This window comes from Mesorhizobium sp. f-mel (genome assembly GCF_053850215.1).
This window is the reverse complement of record NZ_JBSPTO010000001.1, coordinates 663926-686593: the sequence shown is the minus strand read 5'-3', so window position 1 is coordinate 686593 and position 22668 is coordinate 663926. Positions and strand designations below refer to the sequence as shown.

The 22668-nt window shown below is 62.0% G+C and carries 24 protein-coding genes; 8 read left to right on the top strand and 16 right to left on the bottom strand.

From position 1 onward, the window contains the following. Positions 1-44 precede the first annotated feature (44 nt). A complete protein-coding gene (locus tag ACWUKX_RS03135) occupies positions 45-269 on the bottom strand; it encodes a hypothetical protein (protein ID WP_456003738.1) in 225 nt (74 codons plus the stop codon). A gap of 98 nt (positions 270-367) precedes the next feature. On the opposite strand from ACWUKX_RS03135, the gene ACWUKX_RS03130 reads away from it, so the two are divergent. From ACWUKX_RS03130 to ACWUKX_RS03120, 3 genes are all read left to right on the top strand, one after another. After that, complete coding sequence (locus ACWUKX_RS03130; protein WP_456003735.1) at positions 368-1282, top strand: LysR substrate-binding domain-containing protein; 915 nt, start codon at positions 368-370, stop codon at positions 1280-1282. An 83-nt stretch (positions 1283-1365) separates the two neighbouring features. Continuing rightward, complete coding sequence (locus tag ACWUKX_RS03125) at positions 1366-2622, top strand: aminopeptidase (protein WP_456003732.1); 1257 nt, start codon at positions 1366-1368, stop codon at positions 2620-2622. 45 nt (positions 2623-2667) lie between these two features. After that, positions 2668-3024, top strand: a complete 357-nt coding sequence (locus ACWUKX_RS03120; protein ID WP_127209595.1) for a DUF488 domain-containing protein — start codon at positions 2668-2670, stop codon at positions 3022-3024. A gap of 49 nt (positions 3025-3073) precedes the next feature. On the opposite strand, the gene ACWUKX_RS03115 is transcribed toward ACWUKX_RS03120, so the two are convergent. The 5 genes from ACWUKX_RS03115 to ACWUKX_RS03095 form a co-directional block, all read right to left on the bottom strand. Then, positions 3074-4141: an ABC transporter ATP-binding protein gene (locus ACWUKX_RS03115; protein WP_456003729.1), complete on the bottom strand. Its 1068-nt coding sequence runs from the start codon at positions 4139-4141 to the stop codon at positions 3074-3076. A gap of 31 nt (positions 4142-4172) precedes the next feature. Next, the gene (locus tag ACWUKX_RS03110) at positions 4173-4898 is read right to left on the bottom strand and encodes an SDR family oxidoreductase (protein ID WP_065010114.1); all 726 of its coding nucleotides are present in this window, start codon (positions 4896-4898) and stop codon (positions 4173-4175) included. A 64-nt stretch (positions 4899-4962) separates the two neighbouring features. Then, complete coding sequence (locus tag ACWUKX_RS03105) at positions 4963-6468, bottom strand: ABC transporter substrate-binding protein (RefSeq protein ID WP_029355472.1); 1506 nt, start codon at positions 6466-6468, stop codon at positions 4963-4965. A 59-nt stretch (positions 6469-6527) separates the two neighbouring features. Then, complete coding sequence (locus ACWUKX_RS03100) at positions 6528-7400, bottom strand: carbohydrate ABC transporter permease (protein ID WP_456003725.1); 873 nt, start codon at positions 7398-7400, stop codon at positions 6528-6530. Between the two features lies 1 nt (position 7401). After that, positions 7402-8289: a carbohydrate ABC transporter permease gene (locus tag ACWUKX_RS03095; RefSeq protein ID WP_456003722.1), complete on the bottom strand. Its 888-nt coding sequence runs from the start codon at positions 8287-8289 to the stop codon at positions 7402-7404. A gap of 155 nt (positions 8290-8444) precedes the next feature. Between ACWUKX_RS03095 and ACWUKX_RS03090 the strand changes: the two genes are divergently transcribed. Continuing rightward, positions 8445-9365, top strand: a complete 921-nt coding sequence (locus ACWUKX_RS03090; RefSeq protein ID WP_029355466.1) for a sugar-binding transcriptional regulator — start codon at positions 8445-8447, stop codon at positions 9363-9365. Positions 9366-9547: 182 nt separating this feature from the next. Here the strand turns inward: ACWUKX_RS03090 and ACWUKX_RS03085 are convergent, their stop codons facing one another. After that, on the bottom strand, positions 9548-10357 hold the full coding sequence (locus ACWUKX_RS03085; protein WP_456004090.1) for an HAD-IIB family hydrolase: 810 nt from the start codon (positions 10355-10357) through the stop codon (positions 9548-9550). A 4-nt stretch (positions 10358-10361) separates the two neighbouring features. Beyond that, a complete protein-coding gene (locus tag ACWUKX_RS03080) occupies positions 10362-11690 on the bottom strand; it encodes a sn-glycerol-1-phosphate dehydrogenase (protein ID WP_456003719.1) in 1329 nt (442 codons plus the stop codon). Between the two features lie 140 nt (positions 11691-11830). Between ACWUKX_RS03080 and ACWUKX_RS03075 the strand changes: the two genes are divergently transcribed. Both ACWUKX_RS03075 and ACWUKX_RS03070 read left to right on the top strand, forming a co-directional pair. Further along, positions 11831-12814: a sugar-binding transcriptional regulator gene (locus tag ACWUKX_RS03075; protein WP_456003716.1), complete on the top strand. Its 984-nt coding sequence runs from the start codon at positions 11831-11833 to the stop codon at positions 12812-12814. Positions 12815-12868: 54 nt separating this feature from the next. Continuing rightward, positions 12869-14365, top strand: a complete 1497-nt coding sequence (locus ACWUKX_RS03070) for a xylulokinase (RefSeq protein WP_456003713.1) — start codon at positions 12869-12871, stop codon at positions 14363-14365. 54 nt (positions 14366-14419) lie between these two features. Here ACWUKX_RS03070 and ACWUKX_RS03065 read toward each other — a convergent pair whose 3' ends face one another. Further along, complete coding sequence (locus ACWUKX_RS03065; RefSeq protein ID WP_456003710.1) at positions 14420-14776, bottom strand: ArsC family reductase; 357 nt, start codon at positions 14774-14776, stop codon at positions 14420-14422. A 176-nt stretch (positions 14777-14952) separates the two neighbouring features. On the opposite strand from ACWUKX_RS03065, the gene ACWUKX_RS03060 reads away from it, so the two are divergent. Further along, positions 14953-15318: an ArsR/SmtB family transcription factor gene (locus ACWUKX_RS03060; protein ID WP_095518237.1), complete on the top strand. Its 366-nt coding sequence runs from the start codon at positions 14953-14955 to the stop codon at positions 15316-15318. After that, on the top strand, positions 15315-15800 hold the full coding sequence (locus ACWUKX_RS03055) for an SRPBCC family protein (RefSeq protein WP_456003707.1): 486 nt from the start codon (positions 15315-15317) through the stop codon (positions 15798-15800). The genes ACWUKX_RS03060 and ACWUKX_RS03055 overlap by 4 nt, the downstream gene beginning before the upstream one ends. A 112-nt stretch (positions 15801-15912) precedes the next feature. On the opposite strand, the gene ACWUKX_RS03050 is transcribed toward ACWUKX_RS03055, so the two are convergent. Genes ACWUKX_RS03050 through ACWUKX_RS03020 form a run of 7 tightly spaced genes read right to left on the bottom strand, consistent with a single transcriptional unit; the run spans position 15913 to position 22545 of the window. Then, complete coding sequence (locus tag ACWUKX_RS03050; protein WP_456004087.1) at positions 15913-16896, bottom strand: 2-dehydropantoate 2-reductase; 984 nt, start codon at positions 16894-16896, stop codon at positions 15913-15915. A gap of 2 nt (positions 16897-16898) precedes the next feature. Further along, positions 16899-18449, bottom strand: a complete 1551-nt coding sequence (locus ACWUKX_RS03045; RefSeq protein WP_456003704.1) for an acyl--CoA ligase — start codon at positions 18447-18449, stop codon at positions 16899-16901. Then, complete coding sequence (locus ACWUKX_RS03040) at positions 18442-19140, bottom strand: fumarylacetoacetate hydrolase family protein (protein ID WP_095518234.1); 699 nt, start codon at positions 19138-19140, stop codon at positions 18442-18444. The genes ACWUKX_RS03045 and ACWUKX_RS03040 overlap by 8 nt, the downstream gene beginning before the upstream one ends. A 2-nt stretch (positions 19141-19142) precedes the next feature. Further along, a complete protein-coding gene (locus ACWUKX_RS03035) occupies positions 19143-19898 on the bottom strand; it encodes an ABC transporter permease (protein ID WP_065010101.1) in 756 nt (251 codons plus the stop codon). A 6-nt stretch (positions 19899-19904) separates the two neighbouring features. Further along, on the bottom strand, positions 19905-20708 hold the full coding sequence (locus tag ACWUKX_RS03030; RefSeq protein ID WP_456004085.1) for an ABC transporter ATP-binding protein: 804 nt from the start codon (positions 20706-20708) through the stop codon (positions 19905-19907). Position 20709: 1 nt separating this feature from the next. After that, entirely contained in the window at positions 20710-21537 is an 828-nt protein-coding gene (locus ACWUKX_RS03025; RefSeq protein WP_456003701.1) for an ABC transporter permease, read from the bottom strand. 12 nt (positions 21538-21549) lie between these two features. Next, on the bottom strand, positions 21550-22545 hold the full coding sequence (locus tag ACWUKX_RS03020; protein ID WP_287336448.1) for an ABC transporter substrate-binding protein: 996 nt from the start codon (positions 22543-22545) through the stop codon (positions 21550-21552). Positions 22546-22668: the final 123 nt, after the last annotated feature.

Genomic DNA, 22668 nt, shown 5'->3' with positions numbered 1-22668 from the left:
TCGCAACGGCTGTTGGCAAGTGTCCGCCGCAGAGGGCCGGACCGCTAAATCTGTTTCATTAGCCGCAGGCGACCTGTGATGCCCGTCTCGTAGGCAGTGCGCCGGGCCGTCAGCCTGAACGGCACGTCAGCGAGTTCGCGCTCCGACATGGTGTCGAGCACAGGATGCGACAGCGGATCGGTCGCCCATCGGGTGGTCTCACTTTCATGCGACCGGCTTTGCCGCGCGCCGGCAACGAAAAAGCCCCTGAACAATGATAAAATCTTCATCGGATTTTCCTCGATAGGTCTGGCTATTTCCTTAAAATCTGCCCTTCCGCCGTATGTTTTCAATTGAGATTTCAATCGTGTCGGTTTAGAAAAACTGTATGGCCATGCTGAACCGCGTCCACCTCAACGGCCTGCGCGCCGTGGAAACCGTCGCCCGTCTGGGATCGCTTTCGGCTGCGGCGAGCGAACTCAACGTGTCCGCCAGTGCCGTCAGCCAGCAGGTCAAGCGGACGGAAGAGCAACTCGGCCAGGCGCTGTTCGAGCGAACGGCAAGTGGTCTCGTGCTAACCGAATTCGGCGCCGTCTTCGCCGCCCGGCTCGGGGCAGGGTTTCGCGAACTCGCCCAGGCGATAGCGCTCGCCGACAAGGCATCGCAATGCACGCTGGTGGTTTCGGTGGCGCCGGCCTTTGCGTCGAAGTGGCTGTTACAAAGACTGTCACGCCACTTCGCCCGGCATCCGGACGTGCTTTTGCGCATCGACGCCTCAGTGCGGATCGCCGATCTCGACCGCTCCGATATCGACATCGCCATCCGCCTTGGCGACGGCAAATGGCCGGGCGGGCGCGCGGAACTCCTGCTGGCGCAGGAGGTCTTCCCGGTCTGCGCCCCGGTGATCGCCAACAAACTGAAATCGATCGAAGACCTCGCCTTGACGTGCGCGTTCACCGACGAAAGGTCGATGATCACTTGGGAAAGCTGGTTTGAGGCCGCCGGGGTAAAGCCGGTCACCTTCCTCAAAGGCGCGCGCTTCACCGACCCGATGCTTTGCTTGGAATCGGCGATCGCCGGTCACGGCGTCATGCTCGGCTGGCAATTGCTGGCCGCCGACGCGCTTGCCGACGGCCGCCTTGTCGCGCCCTTCGGAGTCCGCGCCAAAAGCGGGCTGGGCTACTGGCTGGTGACCTCCGCCGCCAAGACCGAAAGCCGCAAGGTCAGGGATTTCAAGATCTGGATCCGCGAGGAAACAGCGGCAACGATGGCGCAATTCGGGTCGCACACCAGCGCTAACTGAACCTGCCCCGTGCAATCGCGGTGGAAAGCTCAGGGGCAGCGATCTATGTAGGAACCAGACCCCACATCGCGACAGGCAGGATCATGACCACACATTCGCGCGGCGTTTCCGCAACGATCGACCCGGTGAAGCTCGATAGGCTGGCCGAAGTCGCCATCAAGGTTGGACTGCAATTGCAGCCGGGGCAGGATCTGGTACTGACATCGTCGATCGCAGCGCTGCCTTTGACGCGACGGATCGTCGAGCATGCCTACAGAGCCGGCGCCGGCCTGGTGACGCCCATTTTCAATGACGACGAGATGACGCTGGCGCGCTTCCGCTACGGGGCCGATGCCGGTTTCGACCACGCCGCCGGGTGGCTCTATGAGGGGATGGCGAAGGCCTTCGCCAACAATGCGGCGCGGCTTGCCGTGCGCGGCGAGGACCCCTCGCTGCTGTCGGCACAGGATCCGACCAAAGTAGCGCGTGCCAACAAGGCGAATTCCATCGCCTATCAGCCGGCGTTGGAAAAGATCACCGGCTTCGACATCAACTGGAACATCGTCGCCTATCCCGACCTCGCCTGGGCCAAGCAGGTGTTTCCGGGCGATACCGACGACGTCGCCGTGGCAAAACTCGCCGACGCGATCTTTGCCGCCTCGCGGGTGGATGTGGAGGATCCGATCGGCAACTGGACGGCGCACAATGCGGCTCTTCGCAGCCGCACCGAATGGCTGAACGGCCATAATTTCCAAGCGCTGCATTTTACCGGGCCGGGAACTGATCTCACCGTCGGGCTGGCGGACGGCCATGAATGGATGGGCGGCGCTTCGACCGCCAGGAACGGTATCACCTGCAACCCAAACATCCCGACCGAGGAGGTCTTCACCACGCCGCATGCCAGGCGCGTCGAGGGGCATGTCTCCTCGACCAAGCCGTTGTCTTACCAAGGCACGCTGATCGACGAGATCTCGGTGCGCTTCGAGGAAGGCAGGATCGTCGAGGCAAAGGCTTCGAAGGGCGAGGACGTGCTGAAGAAGGTGCTCGACACCGACGAGGGTGCGCGCCGGCTCGGCGAGGTCGCGCTGGTGCCGCATTCCTCGCCGATCTCGGCGAGCGGCCTGCTGTTCTTCAACACGCTGTTCGACGAGAACGCCGCCTGCCACATCGCGCTCGGCCAGTGCTATTCGAAGTGCTTCGTCGATGGCGCCTCGCTTAGCCAGGAGGAGATCAGGACGCGTGGCGGCAACAAGAGCTTCATCCATATCGACTGGATGATCGGTTCGGACAGGATCGACATCGACGGCGTCGGCAAGGACGGCAGCCGCGTGCCGGTTATGCGTAAGGGCGAGTGGGCGTAAGGAGCCGCCAACAAACCGTCATGGCGATCAACCCCGGAGTTGGCAATGAAACTCGATATCAAGGTCAAGCGCATCTACGAGCCGCCCTCGCCTGGCGACGGCCAGCGGGTGCTCATAGACCGCGTATGGCCGCGCGGCGTCCGCAAAGAAGACGCCGCGCTGACGCTATGGCTGAAGACCGTCGCGCCAAGCGATGAATTGCGCAAATGGTTCGGCCACGAGCCGACGCGCTGGATGGAATTCCAGCAGCGATATCGCGGCGAGCTCGACAGGAACAGCGACGCGGTCGGCCAATTGCGCGCCCTCCTCGACAATGGCCGGGTGACGCTGCTCTACGGCGCCCAGGACGATATGCATAACAACGCAGTGGCCTTGGCTGACTATCTCCGCCTAAAGGGCTGAGGCAGCGCGCACGCTGCCGGGTCACATCGACGCCTTATCGCTGATCTCCTCAGGCGACACGCAGTTCCGTGGCCGCATCGAAGAGGTGCACCTTGCCCGGCAGTACCGAAAGATTGATCGCGGCGCCGGCGTTGCGGCGCTCGTCACGCGGCACCACGGCGACAGCGTCATATCCCGCCACGCGCAAATGGATCTGAACATCCGCGCCGGTCGTTTCGGACAGCACGACCTCGCCCTTGATCTCACCCGCATCCGAAATGCCGAGATCGTGCGGCCGGACGCCCATGATGACCTTTTGGCCTGGCTTCGCCTTGATCTCCGGTGAGAGGCCGATCGACACGCCTTCGGCGACGAAGCGAGGACTGCCGCCCGCGGTCTCGACAGCGCCAGCGATGAAATTCATCGACGGCGAGCCGATGAAATCAGCGGCATATTTCGAGTTCGGGCGCTCATAGACCTCGTCGGGCGTGCCGATCTGCATGATCCTGCCGGCGTGCATCAGCACGATCTTGTCAGCCATCGTCATCGCCTCGATCTGGTCATGGGTGACGTAGATCGTGGTCGTGCCGAGACGATTGTGGAGTTGGCGGATTTCCACGCGCATATGCGTGCGCAGCTTCGCGTCGAGATTGGAGAGCGGTTCGTCGAAAAGGAAGACGGCGGCATTCCGCACCATGGCGCGGCCCATGGCGACGCGCTGGCGCTGGCCACCCGACAGTTCCTTGGGATAGCGCCCGAGGTAGGGCGTGAGATTCAGGATTTCCGCCGCCCATTCGACCTTCTTCCTGATCTCCGCCTTTGGCACTTTCGCCACTTCGAGACTGAAGCCGATATTGTCGAACACCTTCATTGTCGGATAAAGCGCGTAGTTCTGGAACACCATCGCGATATCGCGATCGCGCGGGTGAACGTCATTGACCCGCCTGTCGCCGATCAACAGATCGCCGTTGGTCACGCTCTCGAGCCCTGCTGTCATGCGCAGGAGCGTGGTCTTTCCGCAGCCCGAGGGCCCAAGAAGCACGACGAATTCGCGGTCGGCAATGCCGAAGGAGACGTCCTTCATCACCTCGACATGCCCGAAATTCTTGGCGATGTTCCTATATTCTACGGTAGCCATTCGCTCTCTCCAGAAGCCCGGATTCGGGTCGTCAGTATTTCTGCCTTGTCGGCGTGATGACGATTTCCTGCACGAGGGCGTTCTGCGGCATCTGGTAGGTGTGCAGCATGAGGTCAGCCACGTGCTCGGGCCCGATCCCGCCACCGATCTTGAGCTTGTTGGCCTTGTAGTTGGCGAGCGTCTGCGGATCGAGGACGCCGCTCAGAACTTCGGTTTCGATCACCCCGGGCGAAAGCACGACCACGCGGACGTCATAGTCGGAAAGATAGTCGCGCAGCGACTCCGACACGGCGTGAACGAAGAATTTCGTCCCGCAGTAAACCGTATGATCCGGATAGACCTTCCGGCCAGCGATCGAACTCATCATGAACAGCGTTCCATGACGGCGCGCCATCATGCCCGCCATCACAGCGTGGACCGAATTCAGCACGCCCTTCGTGTTGATGTCGATCATCTCGTCCCATTCCTCGGGCGGCTGGCGGCCTATATCGGCAAGACGCGCGATCCCGGCATTGGCAAAGAGCATGTCGACCGGTCCGTATTCGGCTTCCGCCTCCTTCACGGCGGCCGCAATTGCGGCGCGGTCCCGGACATCAACCTGCCGGGCCATACTGTCAGGCAGGTTCAGCGCCTCCATGCGCTCCAGACGGCGGGCCATCATGAGAACAGGATGGCCGGCGCGCGAAAACACCTTGGCGACCGCTTCGCCGATACCAGAACTGGCTCCTGTCACTGCTACGAGCTGTTTTCCAGCCATTGTTTTTCCTCATGGGAATTGTCGATACCCGGGGTGGCGGCCCAAGGCCGCCACCCCGGAACACTCAGCCCTTGGCGACGAGATCGTCGACCTGGGTTTTCAGGGCGTCGAGCGACTCCTTGGCCGAGCCCGACTGGCCGGCGAAGTATTTGCCCAGCGCAACCGGGATCATATCGCTCGAGAGTTCTGCCCACGCCGGCAGGTCGGGCTCGGATCCCATGTAGTTGGCGATGGTGTCGCGCACGACCGGCAAATGGCGGGTCGTGCCGGCGCCGACACGCGCATTGGCCAGCACGCGCGGATCATCATAGACGCTGGTGCGCGTTGGCCCCGTACCGCCGCCAAGAACGGTTATCAGCGCCTGGGTATCGGCTGAGGTCGCCCACTGCATGAAAATCCAGGCAGCGTCTGGGCTCTTCGAGTATTTCGACACCGCGAGCGAAGAACCGCCCTGGTGACCAACGCCTGGAATTTCGCCGAATCCGGTCTGTTCGACCGTGCGTAGCGTGGCGGCAGGTTTCGGTGGAACCATCGCTTCCATCAGACCGGAGACCTTGGAAGCCTTGGGATCGTCGAAGAACGGGAAGAATTCGCCCCAAGACAGCATCGAGGCGGCGACGCCCTGGCCGACCGACTGGCCCTCGCCATCCCATGTCCAGCCGTCGACGCCGGGCGGCATCGTCGCCTTGAGCTTGTCCCAGTAGGCCATGGCGGCCAAGCCAGCTTCGTCATTGCCTGTGAATTTGCCGTCGGGGCCGAAAATCGAACCGCCATGGCCCCAAAGCCACGCCGTCCAATCGCATTCGAGGCTGTAATGGCCCGATTTCATCTGGCCGCTGGTGCCGTACATGTTCGGGCCCTTGGCGTCGGTGATCGCCGCAGACGCCTTCAGCAAATCGTCCAGCGTGGCCGGAGGCGGCAGCTTGAGCTCGTCCCAGACGTCCTTGCGGTACTGCATGATGAAGATCGGGATGTCATAGGGCACGCCGACCATGCGGTCCTCGTACATGGCGATACCGTCGACGAGCGGCTTCAGGAAGTCGTCGATGTTGTAGTTCGGCATTGCGAGATCAGCGTTCTTGAGCTGCTCGCGCGGATCGAAGACGTCCTGGCTGAAGCTCGCCGCCCAGCTCTGGTCGATATAGTAGAGGTCGTAAGTGCCGAGGCTCGACGCCACGTCGAGCGTCAGCTTCTGCAGCACCTGCTCGAGCGGCAGAACTTCGATCTCGACCTTGATGCCGGTAGCCTCCTCGAAATACTGCTTGAGCTGCGTGGCGATGGCATTCGACGGCGGCGTCGATTCGGTGGCGAGACGAAGGGTCGTTCCGGCAAAGGGCTTGCCGACATCCGAGAGCCACTTGGTGATTTCGGCGCTGGGCTTCAGTTCCTGTTCCTGAGCCGATGCTTGGCTGATGCCGTAGAACGGACGTCGTCCCAGGCCCATGCCGAGCGCGCCGGCGCCGAGGCCGAGAATGCTTGCTGCGCGAAGAAACGAGCGCCGGTCCATCTGTCCGCGAACGAAGCGATCGGTGACAGAGGCAAGATGCGCCTTTCTGATGCTGTCTTTCATTGTCTACTCCTCCGGTTTAATTCGCGATTTTCACAAGGCTGCGAATTCGAGCCTCCCATCTATTGTTTCAACGATCCCATCGTGAGACCGCGCACGAGGTGCTTTTGAACCAATAGAATGAAGATGAAAGCGGGAATGATGGATGCGGCGCCAAGCGCGGCCATGTTGCCCCAAGCGGTGCCGATCGAGGTGACGAAGGTCGACGAGACGACAGGCACGGTCTTGACAGACGTGGTGGTCAGGGTCAGCGCAAACAGGAATTCGGTCCAGCTGAAGATGAAGCAGAGGACCGCCGTGGCGGCGATGCCGCCCTTGGCCATCGGCAGCACGATCCGCCGGAAGATCATGAAGCGGCTGGCGCCATCGACAATGGCGCTCTCGTCGATCTCCGAGGGAATGTCGTCGAAGAAGCTCTTCATCAGTAGGACGGCGAGCGGCAGGTTCATCAGCGCGTGGATCAGCACCATGCCGGTATAGGTGTCGATGAGACCGAAATTCTTGTAGATGAAGAACATCGGAACCGCGACCGCGACGGGTGGCATCATGCGCGTCGACAACACCCATCCGACAAAACTGTGCCGGCCGCGGAAGTTCATTCGCGATAGGGCATAGGCGGCAAGCGTGGCGATGGCAACGGCGAGCACGGTCGACAGCGTCGCGATCACGATCGAATCCCAGACGCGGGGCGCCATGTAGAAGTTGCCGCCGCCCGGCGTCACGGTGATGCCGCCGCTGCCCAGCGAAATCCCGAACACCTTCTGGAAATTGTCGAAGGTCGGCGTGAAGGCGATCAGTTTCGGCGGCCGGTTGAAGATGTCATTGCCGTGTTTGAACGCCACCGACGTCCAGTAGTAGATCGGAAAGAAGAAGACTGCGACCACAACCCAGGCGGCGATGGTGCGAAACATGCGCGTTGAGAAGGAGCCGTTCATTTTACCATCTCACCTTGGCGATACGGATGAAGAGATTGGCAATGACGAGGATGATCACCAGGGTGACGAGACTGAGCGTGGCTCCATAGCCCCATTTTACGAAGCTGAACGTCTGCTGCCATGCATAGAGGGACAGCGAGTAGGTCGACGCTCCCGGACCGCCGGACGTCATGACGAAGACATAATCGAAGACGCGGAAGAGATCGATGCCGCGGACCAGCACGGCGATTGCGATCACCTTCGACATCATCGGCAGGGTGATGCGCCGGAAAATCTGGAACGACGACGCGCCGTCGATCATCGCGGCCTCGTAAGGCTCCGGCGGCAGCGCCCTGAGACCGGCAAGGAAGATGAGGACCATGAACGGCGTCCACTGCCAGATTTCCGCGACGAGAACGCCGGCTAGCGCGGTCGACGCCGTGGCGAGGATAGGGTTGTTCGGATTGAGCAGGCCGATCGACTGCAGGAGGTAGCTGATCACCCCGAACTGCGGGTCCTCCATCAGCAGATACATCATGCCGACGATGGCCGGCGGGATGACAAGCGTCATTGTCAGGACGCCTCGCAAGAATCCGAAACCGAAGCCGTCGCTGTCGAGGAGCAGCGCGATCGCCATGCCGAGCACCAGTTCAAAGACCAGTGCGATGGCGAAATAGGTGAAGGTGATGACGAGCGACTGCCAGAACCGCGTGTCGTTCCAGAGCTGCACCCAGTTTTCCGTTCCGACGAATTCGAGCGCCCGTCGGCGCGGGACGAACTCATGGAAGCTCAGCCAGATGTTGTAGACCAGGGGGTAGACCGTGAAGACAAGCAGGATCGCCACCAGCGGCAGCAGCCAGGGCAGCGGGTGATCCGAAACGACGAAACGTCTGGCTTGGGCAACCCGCACGCGTTCCTCCCGAACCGCTTCGTTTTGCGATGCACAAATGTTCATATCTTGTGCATTTGTTCAAATGCTATATTGTCGTCCTGTCTGTGGCAAGCACTTGTTGGCCGGCTACAGCGGCATTCGGATGGGTGCGCCACCAGCATCGGAGGACCCTCATGACGTCGATCGGTCTCCTGGCACGGGTAGCCCATCAGTATTTCGTGTTGGGCGAAACGCAGCAGGCCATCGCCGAGCGGCTGCAGATCAACCGCACCAAGATCCACAGGTTGCTGGCCGAGGCGAAGGAGCGCGGCATCGTCTCGATCCGTATCAACGCCGGGACGTCCCAGGCGCTCGAAATGGAAGAACAGCTCAGGCGGAAGTACCGGCTCGACATATGCAGCGTCACACCGAACGATACCGGGTCGGAGCTCGGGCTCTCCGAAGTGATCGGCATCTATGCCGCGCAGACCGTCGAGACGCTGCTCAGGGACGACATGACGGTCGCCATGGCGTGGGGCCGAACCATGAGATGGCTCGCCTCCAACATCGAACCGGTGGCCCTCAGGAACGTTACCGTCGTACCGCTTCTCGGCTCTCTGTCGCGCCGGTCGTCGATCGACAAATACGACGCCGCCGCCGTCTTTGCCCAGCGCACCCAAGCCGAATCCTATTATCTCCCCGGACCCATCATCTGCGACAGCCGCGACAGCCGCGAGACGATCCTGCAGCAACCGAGCGCGCGCGAGGTTATCCAGAAGGCACTGAACGCCGACCTTGCGCTGATGAGCGTCGGCGGCACAACCAGCTCGACGCTTCGGAGCGTCGGTTATATGACCGACGAGGAATTCGACGATATCCTCAGAATGAAACCGATCGGGAACTTTCTCGGCTATTTCTTCGACCGGAACGCCGAGCTCATCGACCATCCCGTCAATGAACGCATTGTCGGGGTTTACCCTCTCGACACAATGAATATTCCCAAACGCATCCTTGTTTCCGGCGGAAAGAATAAGGTCGGCATCATGGCCAAGCTCCTGGAAAAGGGATTCTTCACCGGCCTCATCACCGACCAGGAGACGGGGAGTTCGCTCTGACATCCACCGGCCGGGATTGCGGTAGCAACCAAAGGTGCTGTGCGATGTTGCCTGGTGCATCGCGCTCGCTTTCCTCTGAAAGCAGAATGGCATCGAATCTTTCCTAAGCCGTCCCTGGTTCGGTTCCATCGCCTGCAGCATCCTTTGCATCGTTTGCGGGCGGCACATTTCGCGCCGGCCGATCAGACCACCCCCGACCTCCGGTTTGCCAGGATCATATCGGCAACCTCGACGAAGCCGCGTCCACCCCGCGACCTGGCGACGAAAGCGGGTTCGGCGTCGATTTGTCCCTGGAAGTCCATGACATTCGCGACCCCGAACGAGCTCGGAAAAAAACCGAACATCGGAGCGTCGTTCGGACTGTCTCCGACGAACGCGTAGGCCTGCCTTTCGGCATCGAGATCGGTTCCCAGCCTCTCGCTCGCAAAGCGGCGCGTCATCGACAGCTTGTCGTATTGGCCAAACCAGCCATTCACATGGATCGACGAAATCTTGGCGACAGCGCCGGCTTGCTCGAAAATCTGCTTGATGTGCATGGCGTCGGAGATCGGCAGAGCTGGAACATCTTCGCAAAAGTCGATGGCCAGATCGGCTTCGCGATATTGCTGGTCGGCGGATACGGCCGAACCCGGCACTTCCTGGACAATACGCTTTTCCAGTTCCGTGAGTCTGCGCCTGTTTTCCCGGCGTTCCTCAGCGCTCGCGGCGAAAACCCGGATCATCTTTCGCGTTGCCTGATCATAAGCGAAGTAAAAAGCGCCATTTTCGCCGACCACGCCGGTCACCGGCCAGAACCGGGCAATCATGTCGCACCAGCCTGCCGGTCTCCCGGTAATGGGAGCAACGACAAGGCCCGCCTCGTGCAGACTTTCGAGCGCACGGTAGGCGTCGGCTGGAAGACGACCCTCGGTCGTCAAGGTGTCGTCGATATCGCAGAAGACGCCGCGAATGCGCGACGCAGCTTCGGGTCCGAATTCGGCGAGGTCGCGCATCCCGTCAAGCTTCCCCACGCGCAAAATCCTCCAGCATTCCTGCATCCGCAGCAATGTCGAGGAACGAGAAGCGATTGCGCATCTCCCGGCAATGAACGACGGCTTCGCGGTAGAAATCGGGTGGCGTGCCCAATTCGGCGGCTGAGATCGGCCCGCCGGTGGATTTCAACAGGCGCTGCATCTCGTCGACAGGCACCATGAATTGCTTGAGCTCCTGCCTGAGTGTCGGCCAGAGCTCCTGCAGCCGCTCGTTGAATGCGGCGGCGGCATTCTCGTCGAAGGCCTTCTTCTTCAGTTCGTCGAGACATTGTGCGGCGACAGCCGGGCTCATGCGGCGGACCATGTCGTCAGGATCGATCTTCGTCGCCTTCACTACCGGCGGCTTGTCGCTAGCAAGCATTGCTTGCTGCAATCGCGCCATGGTGAGCGAAGCGACGCCGACCTGGGTGCCGTGGAGCGTACCGGGGTGACGCTCGCCGGCGAAGCAGTCTATGTAGTGCGATATCTGATGCTCGCCCATGGAACCGTGATTGGAGACGCCGGTGAAGGAAATTCCGAGGCCGCAGAGCGTCAGCACGCGATAGAGATAGCCATTGGCCTCGATGTCGTGTTCGGCAAGCTTTGCCGCACGCTCGTTGAGCGCCGCCTCATCCTTTTCCTGGATGAGAAACGGGACCTGATGGTAGGCAGTGCCAAGCAGACGGTGCGACATCCACCAGTCGATCTGGGCGACCGAGCGGCAAAGGCAGTCACCGAACCCCGCCGCTGACAGATAGGTCGGGGCGGCAGCGGAGACGCCAAGGTCGACGAAAAAGCCTGATGGCGCGTGGGAAGGGAGCGATACCTTCAGGCCGCTTTCAAGTGTGATGGACGCGGTCGTCGATGTGTAGCCGTTCATCGAACCGGCCGTCCCGAACACGCAATAGCGCCGTTCGTTCCTTCCGGTGACGAACTTGCAGAGATCGTTGATCGTGCCGGAACCGACCGCGACCACGGCATCCGCATCCGCGAGTTTGACGGCCAGGCTTTCGACGTTGGCCATGTCGGCATGCGGGTGGTCCAATATCAGGACATCGACAGGGCCGAGCGTCTTCAGTTCGCGCGCAACGCGTTCGCCAAGCGCATCATAGGTCGCGGCATCCGCGACGACGGTGAACCGCTCACCCAGACCGAGCTCCGAAACGAGATCGGCCGCCCGCCCGTCGAGGCTTTCTTCGATGACGATCCGATCATAAGGCACCACGGCCTTTTTCCCGGTCTCCGGGCTGGTCCAGTTCCCGTCCAAAATGTCGTCGATTAAAGTCGTCCAGGATCCGGCTGCCGGATTCGTCATGGCGTCCTCTTGTGGGGGCAACTCTCTAGTCCAGACACAGGCGCGCTACGCCATCGAACAATAGTCACCTATCACTGTCTTTTGTCAAGCATCTGGCCGCAACGCTTGACTTCGTTCTGCAAACCTGCGGAAAAAGGGACATGAATGCCAACGCCGACATCGACGTGGTCCGAACATCTGGGCTCTCGGCACTGCCGCCCGAATTCGACAGCGCGGTGGCGTGGGCTGCCTGGCTCTACTATGTCGACCAGCTCAACCAGAGCGATGTGGCGAAGGTCATGAATGTCTCCAGGGCGAGCGTGGTAAACTATCTGCAGGAGGCACGCGAAAGCGGACTTGTCGCCGTGCAGGTCGATCACGACGCTTTTGCCCGCACGTTGACCTCGCGGCGCCTCATGGAAAAATACGGCCTTCGCGGCGCGGCGGTTATCCCCGACCTCGATCCAAACGATGCCGACCGCCGCATCGGCGAAGCGGCAGGACGGTTGCTCGCATCCATGGTCGATCCGGGTGACACGATCGGCGTCGCCTGGGGAAAAACGGTGCTCGCTGCCGCCCGCTCGATTCCACGATTACGGCATGACCGGAACCTCACCGTCGTCCAGCTCTCGGGAAGCTCGATCGGCACCAGCGATTTCTCGCCGGAATTCTGCACCTCGCTGATGGCCAATCGGCTCGGAGCCCGCTGCATCAACCTGCTTGCCCCGGCGATCGTTTCCACCGACGAACTGCACGACGAACTCATGCAGGAGCCGATGCTCGTCAACCAGTTCCGTATGATCCGTGCCGCCGGCAAGGTCATCTTCGGGATCGGCGATATAGGGCCGGAGAGCACCTATGCCCGAGCCGGGATATCGGATGCCGACGCACTTGCAGGTATGATCGAGCGGGGAGCGCTCGGGGTCATCATCGGGCGGTTCATCGACGCTCGAGGCGCCCCTTTCGCAACTCCGCTCGACGGACGCACCGTCGGCATCACGCTCGATGAACTGAAAGCGGTGCCCGTCCGTATCTGCGCCGCCGGCGGCGCCCGCAAGATGGGGGCGATCAGGGCTGGGCTCGGCGGCGGATATGCGACACATTTTGTCACCGACATGGCCACCGCGAACATTCTCTTGGAATAACCGGCACTCGACTAACCAGCACTCGGTGGAACTCATCGTCTCGGGAGGACAATCATGGGCAGCAGCGACGGACCCCTTGTCGTCGGCCTCGACAGTTCCACGCAATCCTGCAAGGCGATTGCCTGGAGCCGGGACGGACGAGCCGTGGCGGAAGGCCGCGCGCCGCTCGATCTGATGAAGCCGAGGCCGGACTATGTCGAGCAGGAGGTCACCGACTGGTGGCGGGCCGCAACAGTGGCGCTGCGACAGCTTGTCGGCGCGGTCGATGCGAAACGCATCGCCGGTATCGCGATCTCCAACCAGCGCGAGACCGTTGCCCTCATCGACGGCGCCGGCGAGCCGATCGGACCCGCGAGCCTTTGGCTCGACGAACGCGCCGCCGGGCTGGTCGACCGTTTCGCGGCGGAAATCGGCCGTGAGCGGCTGCAAGCGATCACCGGCAAGCCGATCGATGTGACGCCGGTGGTCTACCGCCTGAAGTGGCTGCGCGAGAACGAACCGAAACGGTTGGACCATGCGAATAAAATCCTCGACGTGCACGGTTATCTGACGCTGAAACTGACGGGAACGCCGAGTGCGAGCTGGACGAGTGCCGATCCGTTCGGTCTCTTCGACATCTCGCGCAAGGCATGGTCGCAGCCGATCCTCGATCATCTCGGCATCAAGCCGTCGCAACTTCCCAACGCGGTGCGGTCCGGCACGCGGCTCGGGACCGTCCATGCCGCGGCCGCCGCCGCAACAGGGCTAGCCGAAGGAACGCCGGTGATTGCCGCCGGCGGCGATGGGCAATGCGCCGGGCTCGGCGTCAATGCCATGCGCGACGGCGTCGTCTATCTCAATCTCGGAACTGCGATCATCGCGGGAATCTGGTCGCGGGAACCGGTGGTCGGCGCCTTCTGGCGCACCATGACCTCGCCGACAGGCGATGGCTATTTCCTCGAGGCAGTGCAGCGGGCGGGTGTCTATTTCGTCAACTGGTTCGTAGACATGTTTGCCGGCGGACGCTCCGATCCGGCGATCTTCGACCGCCTGGAAAGGGAAGCGGCGGCCGTCCCGATCGGCTCGGACGGACTTCTCGCCGGCACCACCCTGGTCGGTTGCATGGACCCGCATTGGGATCCGAGCGCACGCGCGAGCTTCATCGGCATGCACCCCTCGCACACGCTCGGTCATTTTTATCGTGCGGGGCTAGAGGCGATGACGCTGCAAACCGCCAGGGCTCTCGAAGAGATGCGCAGCCATGGTCTTTCGCCGGCGCAAATGGTGGCGATCGGCGGCGGCGCCAACAGCAAACTTTGGACAAAAATGATCGCGGACGCGACCGGGATCTCGATCCATAAGGGTCACAACGCTGAAGCCTCCTCCCTCGGCGCAGCCATTAGCGCTGCGGTCGGCATCGGATGGTTCGAGAGTTTTGCTGAGGCCGCGGACGCCATGACGAGCATCGCCGAGACAATCGAGCCGGACCCACGCAGCCGCGAAGCATGGGACGCGCTGTCGGCCAGGCAGGCCAAGGTCTTCCCCGCGACCCAATTCGCCTGGCGGAATTGAGACCGGCGCGGCAAGCAGGCTCTCGAACTGGAGCGCGAAAAGCGTCCCGTCCCGCTACTTCAACCCGCCCACCGCCTGCTGGTAAACATCAGGCTTGAAGCCGACGAGGATGCGATCGCCAAGTTCGAGGACCGGCCGCTTGATCATCGTCGGGTTGGCCAACATCAGCGCCTTGGCCTTCTTCTCGTCGAGGCTCAGCTTGTCGTTGTCCGACAGTTCGCGAAACGTCGTGCTCGCCTTGTTAAGCAGGATTTCCCAGCCGACTTTGCGGGACCAGCCGTTCAGCCGGTCCGCGTCCAGTCCTTCGACCCTGTAGTCATGAAAGCGGTAGGCGACATCGTGGCTTTCCAGCCAGACACGGGCCTTCTTGATCGTATCGCAATTGGTGATGCCGTACATCGTGATGGTCAAAATTTTGGCCCCTCGGACTGATCGTTCGTCGAATCTGGCGGCACCCTAAACCACCCTTCAGATTTTGTCAGAGACCCCGCAGGCATCCTCAGAACTTTTGGGCTTGCCTATACTAAGGAATTTTCCTAAGTGTTTTCCGAACCATCTTTGGCCATGCGCAGTGGCGCGAGGAAGACATGACCGTCGCAACAAGCCCACAGACCTCGAGTCCTAGCGTCCCGCCGATCGACGGCATTTTCCGAGCGCTGGCCGATCCGACGCGGCGGCGCGTGGTCGAGCGGCTGAACCGAAGCCCGGCATCGGTCAGTGAGCTCGCCCAGCCGTTCGAGATGGCTCTGCCCTCCTTCATCGAACATCTCAGGGTTCTGGAAGGCTGCGGGCTGGTGCGTTCCGAAAAGGCCGGCCGCGTCAGGACTTACCGGCTCGCGCCGGAGCCGCTGAAGGTCGCGGAAAATTGGCTGGCCGAGCAGCGCGCACTGTGGGAACGCCGCCTCGACCAGTTCGATGCCTACGTGATGACACTCAAGGAGAAAGACAAATGAGTTCGACCCCGCTTTTCAAACCCGACCCGAAACTCGATCTCGTCCTCGAACGCGTCATCGAAGCGCCGCGCGAGCTTTTGTGGACAGCCTGGACGACGCCCGAGCATGTTCGGCAGTGGTTCACACCGAAGCCGTGGATCGTCACCGATTGCGAGATCGACCTCAGGCCCGGCGGCCTGTTCCGGACCCGCATGCAGTCGCCTGATGGCAAGGAGGTCAACGACCGGCATTGCTGCTACCTCGACATCGTGCCTAACGAGCGGCTGGTGTGGACCGATGCGTTGCTGCCCGGCTATCGGCCGTCAGGGGACCCGTTCATCACAGCGGTCATATCATTGCACCCGGAAGGCAAGGCGACACGCTACATCGCGACCGCCATCCACCGCGATGAAGCCACACGCAAGAACCATGACGAGATGGGCTTTTTCGATGGCTGGGGCACCGTGGCCGACCAGCTTGCGGATTACGTTAAGAGGCTCTGAAGCGGCGTTGTTTCGCGCTCACATGGCGGCCACGGAATCGTCATAGCCGTTCAGCTGCCAGCGTCCTACGCCTGCAGATGGGTTTTTTCGACGTGAACCCGCCTGCCCTAGCTTACGTCAGATAGCAGCCGCGCTCGATGGCGAGGCGGCGCACCAGCGCCAGCACGTTGTCGATGGTGGGCGTTGGCTGGCCAGTCAACCGGCCGAGTTCCTGAACCGCCGTCACCAGCGCATCGATCTCCATTGGTCGGCCGCGCTCCAGATCCTGCAGCATCGAGGTCTTGTGCTCGCCGACATCGCCGGCCCCCTTGATACGGCGGTCGACATTTATCGGGAAACGCACGCCGAGACTTTCGCCGATCGCCTGCGCCTCCAACATCATGGTGCGGGCAAGCGTGCGGGTTGCCTCGTCGGCAGCGATTGCCGCAAGCGTGCTGCCGGTCAGCGCGGAAATGGGGTTGAAGGAGAGATTGCCCCAGAGCTTCACCCAGATCTCACTTCGGATGTCGTCGCGAACCGGCACCTGCAGCCCTGCCGCAACCATCTCCGCAGCAAGCCGCGTGACACGTTCGCTCTTCTCGCCCGAGGGCTCGCCGAGCGAAAAGCGTCTTCCCTCGATATGGCGGACCAGGCCGGGCGCATCCACCTCAGCCGCGGGATACACGACCGAGCCGATGACGCGATCCGGCCCAAGCCGATCCCAGATCACTCCACCGGGATCCACTGCTTGCAACCGCGTGCCTTCGAGCGAACCGCCGATCTTGTGGAAGTACCACCACGGCACGCCATTCTGCATGGTGACGACAGCCGTCCCCTCGCCCAGCAGCGGCGCGATCTGGTCGAGCGCCGGCGCGAGAGAATGGGCCTTGAGCGCCAGTACGACATAGTCCTGGACGCCTAGCTCCTGCGCTTGCGCGGCGGCCCTGACAGAGGCGACGGATTCAAGACCGTCTTCGATCAGGCGAAGTCCGGCCGTCTTGATCGCATCGAGATGAGCGCCGCGCGCCATGATCGACAGATCGACCCGGCCGGCCATGGCAAGTTTGGCCGCGAGATAGCCGCCGATCGCGCCGGCACCAAAAATCGTGATCCGCATCATCATCCAAGCCCGGGTTTGGCAAGCCCGGGTTTGACAAGACCCAGTTTGGTCGCGAGACCGATGCGCTGCAGCTTGCCCGTCGCGCCCTTCGGGATTTCGTCCAGGATCAGGACAATGCGCGGCACCTTGAAGTCGGCAAGCCGCATCGCGGCGAAGCTGCGGATATCGCCTTCGGTAGCGGCCATGCCCTCGCGCAGCACGATCGCAGCCGCGACCTCCTCCCCGAGCTTGTCGTGTGGTGTGGCGAAAGTGACGACCTGCGCCACCGCCGGATGGTCCATCAGCACGTCATCGACCTCGAGCGGCGAGATCTTCTCGCCGCCGCGGTTGATGATCTCCTTGAGCCGGCCGGTGACGCGCAGATAGCCGTCGCCGTCGAGCACACCCTGGTCGCCGGTATGAAACCAGCCATGCGCGAAGGCAGTGGCATTGGCGTCCGGATTCTTCTCGTAGCCCGCGGTGACATTAGGCCCGCGAATGACGATCTCGCCGGTCTCACCGGGCTTCAGCAATTGCCCGTCCAGCGCCATCACCGCCACCTCCGGTCCGGCGGCGGCGCCGACGCTGCCCGGCTTGCGCAGGCCTGGCGGCAACCGGTTCGAGGCCATCTGGTGGGCGGCCTCGGTCATGCCGTAGGATTCGATCACCGGACAGCCGAAGGTCGCCTCAAGCTCGGCCATCACTTGCGGCGGCAGCGATGCCGAGGACGAGCGGATGAAGCGAAGAGGCGCCGCTGCCAGTGCATCGGCATTGCGTGCCGCCCGAGGCAGGATCGCCTGATGCATGGTCGGCACGGCCGTGTACCAGCTCGGCCGCGCCTCGCTTAGCCAATGGAAGAAGCGCAGCGCGTTGAAGCCCGGCGTGCAGAAGACGCTGCCGCCGGCGGCGAGCGAGGACAGCACCGCCGCGATCAGACCATGGATGTGGAACAGCGGCATGATGTTGAGGCAGCGATCGCCTGATGTCAGGCCGAGCGTCGCGCCGATATGGGCGGCCGAGGCGGCAAGATTGGCATGGCTGAGCGGCACCAGCTTGGGTCGTGACGTGGTGCCTGAAGTGTGCAGCAACAGCGCGATGTCGCCGTCCTCAGCCAATTCGGGCGTAGCCGGCGGGCCGATCGGTTGGCCCTCGATCTTGAAGCTTCCGGCAGGCGCGTCACGCAGTGCTGCGAGCCTGAGCACCGCTATGCCCAGGCGCTCGGCAACGGCAATCGCCGGGCCGCTTTCGTCCTCGGCAACTAGGATCGCCTTGGCGCCAATGTCGGTCAAGTAGAAGTCAAGCTCGTCGGCCCGGTAGGCCGGGTTGAGCGGCGCCGTGGACGCCGCCGCGGCCACCGCGACAAAGGCCGTCGCCATCTCCGGCCCGTTCGCCAGCACGATGGCCACCCGATCGCCGCGGCCCAGGCCCAGCGCGTGCAGTTGCGCTGCCGTTTCAGAGATCAGGCGGCGCAGTCCGCCATGGGTGAGCGTGATCCTGTCGGGTGCCGAAATCGCCGGCGCATCGTCCGCTCCGACAGCAAGCCGTTCAATGAGCGACGCCGCTTCAGACAACGCGAACCTCTAGGTCGCCGACGCCATCGATATGACCGCGAAGAACATCACCGCGAACAACTGCCCCGACGCCCGCCGGCGTGCCGGAAAGAATGATGTCCCCCGGCATCAGCGTGAAGAGACCCGAGAGATAGCTGATCATTTCCGGAACTTTCCAAATCATCTGGTTGAGATCGCCGGTTTGTTTTCGCTCGCCATTGACGTCCAGCCAAATCGCTCCCTGGGTTGGATGACCGATCGAACTTGCCGGAACCAATGGCGTGCATGGCGCCGATGCCTCGAAGGCCTTGCCGACCTCCCATGGACGGCCCATGTCCTTCGCCTTACCTTGCAGGTCGCGCCGGGTCATGTCGAGACCTACGCCATAACCGAACACGCAGTCCAGAGCCTTTTCGGCCGCGATGTCCGTGCCGCCGCTCTTCAGCGCCACGACCATTTCGATCTCGTGATGGACATCGTTGGAGGCCGGAGGATACGGAAATTCTCCTGTCGTATCGAGGTTGTCGGGATTCTTCTGGAAGAAGAATGGCGGCTCCTTGTTGGGGTCGTGTCCCATCTCGACTGCGTGCGCGGCATAGTTCCGTCCGACGCAATAGACCCGGTGCACCGGAAACATCTTGTCAGTTCCCGCCACCGGGATGCTGGGGATTGCGTTCGGTTCGATGACGTAGCTTGAGGTCGTGCCGTGCATGTTCACTGTCTTGCTCCTGCATAGTATTCGACTTTGGCTTCGGCCCTTTCGATCAGTTCGGCAATCAGCAGGGCGAAGGCAAAAAGGATGATGGTCAGGGCCCAGAATTCGGCCATGCGGAAATTTCGCGAGAAGGTCTCGAACAGCGCGCCGTAGCCGACGATGGCGACGAGCAACTGGCCGATGACGACGCCCTTGACGCCGCGGATGAGGCCGAGGCGGATGCCGGCAAGGATCTCCGGAAGCGCCGCCCACAGGATGATCTTGGTATAAAGGGCCGGACGCGAGGCGCCATAGGAACGCGCCATCTCGATCAGCGACGGCGAGATGTGGCGGACCCCGGCGCGCGTGTCGAGTACGATGATCCAGATCGCAAACAGGAACACCGCCGCAACGATCGTCTGCTCGCCGAAGCCGAACAGGATCATCAGCACCGGGACGATCGCCGAGAGCGGTGCGCTTGAAAAGATATTGACCCACATGCCGAGCAGGTCGTCGGCGATCTTGACACGTCCCATCAGGATGCCCAGAGGCACGCCGATTACGATCGACAGCGCCATGCCCATGGCGAAGGCGCGAAGGGTCGTGACCGTCGCGCTCTGCCAGGACGGGGTCTGCACCAAACCGACCGCTGCAGCCAGCACGTCGCTAAACGGTGGCAGCAGAAAGACAAGGTCCAGCCGGCCGACGATTTCCCATACGACGCACCAGACGAGCAGGGACGCCATCATTGGTACTCGGTAGCCAAACAGGGTCATGACCGGTCACTCCACATACTGCTTCAGCCCCTGCCATATCTCCTCGACCGTATCGAGATAGTGCCTGTCGCGATGAATGCGCTCGGGGTCGCCGGAGCGATCGATTTCCGGTTCAATGATCTGCGACACCCGGCCGGGTCTCGGTGACAGCAAGACGATGCGGTCGGAGATGTAGACTGCCTCCTCGATCGAGTGCGTGACGAAGATGAAGGTCTTGTTCTGGCTGGTGCGCAGTCGGATCAGATCTTCCTGGAACTTCCGCCGGTTCTGCTCGTCGACCGCCGAAAACGGTTCATCGAGGAGCAGGACGTCGGCATCGACCGACAAGGCCCGCGCCAGGCCGACGCGTTGGCGCATGCCGCCCGACAACTCGTGCGGGTATTTGTCCTCGAAGCCGGCGAGACCCACCTCAGCTATATAGCGGCGGGCGATCTCCTCACGCTCGGCCTTGTTGGTGCCGCGCAATTCAAGTCCGAAGGCTACATTGCGCATCACGGTCGCCCAAGGCATCAGCGCAAAGTCCTGGAACACGAAAGCGCGTTCGGGGCCTGGCGCGCTGACGCGCTTGCCGTTGATCCCGACAGTGCCGCCATCGGCCCGTATCAGCCCCGCTATGATCTTCAACAGGGTCGTCTTTCCGCAACCGCTGGGTCCGAGAAGGCTGGTCAGCTTGCCCCTGGGAAAGTCGAGGTCGATGCCGCGCAGCGCCTCGACATTGCCGTAGGTCTTGGAAATTCCTCTCACCTCCACGATTGAATCGATCGGTGCGGGAACCGGCGACGGTCCATTTCGCAATGCGGTCGCGCCCATCTTAAGCACCTCTACTCTCCGGCCTGAAAACACGGACTTCCACCCACTGCAGTAGGACGAGCGTCAGGGTGGAAAGCGCAATGATCGAGGCAATTGTTGCGTACATCTCGGCGTAGTCTGCGCGCGAGCGGTGGAAGGTTATGAGGTCGCCGATGCCGGTCGGGGTGATCAGCAGCTCGGCGAGCACCACGCCGACGAACCCGGCAGCGACGCCGAGGCGCAAACCGGCAAAAATCACTGGACTGGCGTCCGGAAGAATGATCTTGGCGACGGTCTGCCAACGTGTGCCCAGGAATGATCGGCACATGACCAGCAGCGACTCGTTGACGTTGCGCACGGCCTTGTAGGTATTGAGCACGATGACCGGCAGCGCCAGGATCATGACGGCGAGCGTTTTGGCGGTCATGCCTATTCCGTAGACGAAGGTGACCATTGGAATGAAGGCGGCGACAGGTGCTGCCTGAAGCACGATGAACACAGGGATCACCAGCCATTCGCCGGTGCGCCACAGGCCACAGATCGTGCCGAGGCCGACACCCAGGAACGCCGACAGGACAACGCCGAGCAACAGCGGCTGCAGTGTTGAAAGATAAGCAGTTGCCAAGCTGCCGTCGGCGAGCAATCCGAAAAATGCGACGATGGTGTCGGAAAAAGTCGGAAAGGCGAAGCTGACGGGAATACGCCCGGCCACTTCCCAAATTCCCGCGAACAGAGCGATCGACACCAGCCTGAGCAGGATCGGCTGGTCCCACGATGCGCCCGTTGCGCTTCGAGCCGATGGAGAAGCGAGGTCGGCAGCCTCGCCGTCGGTTCTAATGCTTACGGCCATCCGGCAGGCCGCCTATTTCTTGCCGAGCTTGGCGACGGCGCGGTCGATTGCGGAGACATCCCAGAAGTCCTCGACCTTGAGGCTCGCGGGATCGCCTTCGATCTGGCCGGCAAGGCTGAAGAAGGCAAAGTCGTCTCTGGCCGCATCCGCTCCGCCGCCATTCAGCGCAAGGCTGCCGGCTTCCGCGGTTTCCTTGTAGTATTCGGTGATTTCGCTATCAGCCTCCGCGCCGAGATCCGGCAGCAGTTTGTACTTGTTGCGGAGCTCGACCGCCACGGTTGGATTCTCAGTTATTTCACGCGCGGTCTTCATCAGTTCCTCGACCAGGATGTCGACGTCGGCGGCGTTGTTCTTCAGATAGTCTGCGGTCGCGAAAAGCGCTTCGTCCGAGGCGCCGAGATCCTCGACCGGCAGGACGATGAACTTGCCGGGGGCTTCGGCCTCAAGCGCGCGCCTGTTGGCGGCATCGACGATCGACGCCTTGATGGTCCCCTGCAGCAGCGCATTGCGGCGAACCTCGGAACCCGGGACATAGCTGATGTTGCCGAGCTTGATGCCGTGGTTTTTCGCCATCAGGAGCATGACCGCCTCTGTGCCGGAGCCGCGCGCCTGAACGGCGACTTCCTGCCCGTCCAAATCCTTCCATTCCTTGTAAAATTCGCTGTTGACGACAGGAAAGAAGCGCAGCGTCGATATCTGCGCAAAGATGCGGATCGGCACGCCAACCTTCTGGATCAAAGTATAGGGCGCGCCGATACCGACATCGGCCTGGCCGCCGACAATCGCCTGGGCAGCCAGATCCTCGTCATTGAGAACAATGAGCTCGACATTCACGCCGCGTTCCTTGGCGCGCTCTATCGCGGCGAGCGTCTGGATGGATTCTATACCGGGAAGGTCGCCGAATGCGATGCGCATGTCGCCCGCATTTGCGGCCGACAGGTGCGATGCAAATGCCAGAACCGCAGCGAAAGCGGTGGCAAGGACGGTACGTCCGGTCATGCTGGCCATTGTCATTCCTCCCGTTTTGTAACCATTACCTTAATTGGTTAAGGCTGTGTAGCGGATTGGTCAAGGAGAAACTGCGCGATGGCAGATGCGCGGGCCCAGAAAACTCGGCAGTTGACGGTTTCC

Bases quoted from the DNA above. Each gene is read 5' to 3' on its own strand.
- ACWUKX_RS03135 (WP_456003738.1), bottom strand. From the start codon at position 269: ATGAAGATTTTATCATTGTTCAGGGGCTTTTTCGTTGCCGGCGCGCGG.
- ACWUKX_RS03130 (WP_456003735.1), top strand. From the start codon at position 368: ATGGCCATGCTGAACCGCGTCCACCTCAACGGCCTGCGCGCCGTGGAA.
- ACWUKX_RS03125 (WP_456003732.1), top strand. From the start codon at position 1,366: ATGACCACACATTCGCGCGGCGTTTCCGCAACGATCGACCCGGTGAAG.
- ACWUKX_RS03120 (WP_127209595.1), top strand. From the start codon at position 2,668: ATGAAACTCGATATCAAGGTCAAGCGCATCTACGAGCCGCCCTCGCCT.
- ACWUKX_RS03115 (WP_456003729.1), bottom strand. From the start codon at position 4,141: ATGGCTACCGTAGAATATAGGAACATCGCCAAGAATTTCGGGCATGTC.
- ACWUKX_RS03110 (WP_065010114.1), bottom strand. From the start codon at position 4,898: ATGGCTGGAAAACAGCTCGTAGCAGTGACAGGAGCCAGTTCTGGTATC.
- ACWUKX_RS03105 (WP_029355472.1), bottom strand. From the start codon at position 6,468: ATGAAAGACAGCATCAGAAAGGCGCATCTTGCCTCTGTCACCGATCGC.
- ACWUKX_RS03100 (WP_456003725.1), bottom strand. From the start codon at position 7,400: ATGAACGGCTCCTTCTCAACGCGCATGTTTCGCACCATCGCCGCCTGG.
- ACWUKX_RS03090 (WP_029355466.1), top strand. From the start codon at position 8,445: ATGACGTCGATCGGTCTCCTGGCACGGGTAGCCCATCAGTATTTCGTG.
- ACWUKX_RS03085 (WP_456004090.1), bottom strand. From the start codon at position 10,357: ATGCGCGACCTCGCCGAATTCGGACCCGAAGCTGCGTCGCGCATTCGC.
- ACWUKX_RS03080 (WP_456003719.1), bottom strand. From the start codon at position 11,690: ATGACGAATCCGGCAGCCGGATCCTGGACGACTTTAATCGACGACATT.
- ACWUKX_RS03075 (WP_456003716.1), top strand. From the start codon at position 11,831: ATGAATGCCAACGCCGACATCGACGTGGTCCGAACATCTGGGCTCTCG.
- ACWUKX_RS03070 (WP_456003713.1), top strand. From the start codon at position 12,869: ATGGGCAGCAGCGACGGACCCCTTGTCGTCGGCCTCGACAGTTCCACG.
- ACWUKX_RS03060 (WP_095518237.1), top strand. From the start codon at position 14,953: ATGACCGTCGCAACAAGCCCACAGACCTCGAGTCCTAGCGTCCCGCCG.
- ACWUKX_RS03055 (WP_456003707.1), top strand. From the start codon at position 15,315: ATGAGTTCGACCCCGCTTTTCAAACCCGACCCGAAACTCGATCTCGTC.
- ACWUKX_RS03050 (WP_456004087.1), bottom strand. From the start codon at position 16,896: ATGCGGATCACGATTTTTGGTGCCGGCGCGATCGGCGGCTATCTCGCG.
- ACWUKX_RS03040 (WP_095518234.1), bottom strand. From the start codon at position 19,140: ATGCACGGCACGACCTCAAGCTACGTCATCGAACCGAACGCAATCCCC.
- ACWUKX_RS03035 (WP_065010101.1), bottom strand. From the start codon at position 19,898: ATGACCCTGTTTGGCTACCGAGTACCAATGATGGCGTCCCTGCTCGTC.
- ACWUKX_RS03030 (WP_456004085.1), bottom strand. From the start codon at position 20,708: ATGGGCGCGACCGCATTGCGAAATGGACCGTCGCCGGTTCCCGCACCG.
- ACWUKX_RS03025 (WP_456003701.1), bottom strand. From the start codon at position 21,537: ATGGCCGTAAGCATTAGAACCGACGGCGAGGCTGCCGACCTCGCTTCT.
- ACWUKX_RS03020 (WP_287336448.1), bottom strand. From the start codon at position 22,545: ATGGCCAGCATGACCGGACGTACCGTCCTTGCCACCGCTTTCGCTGCG.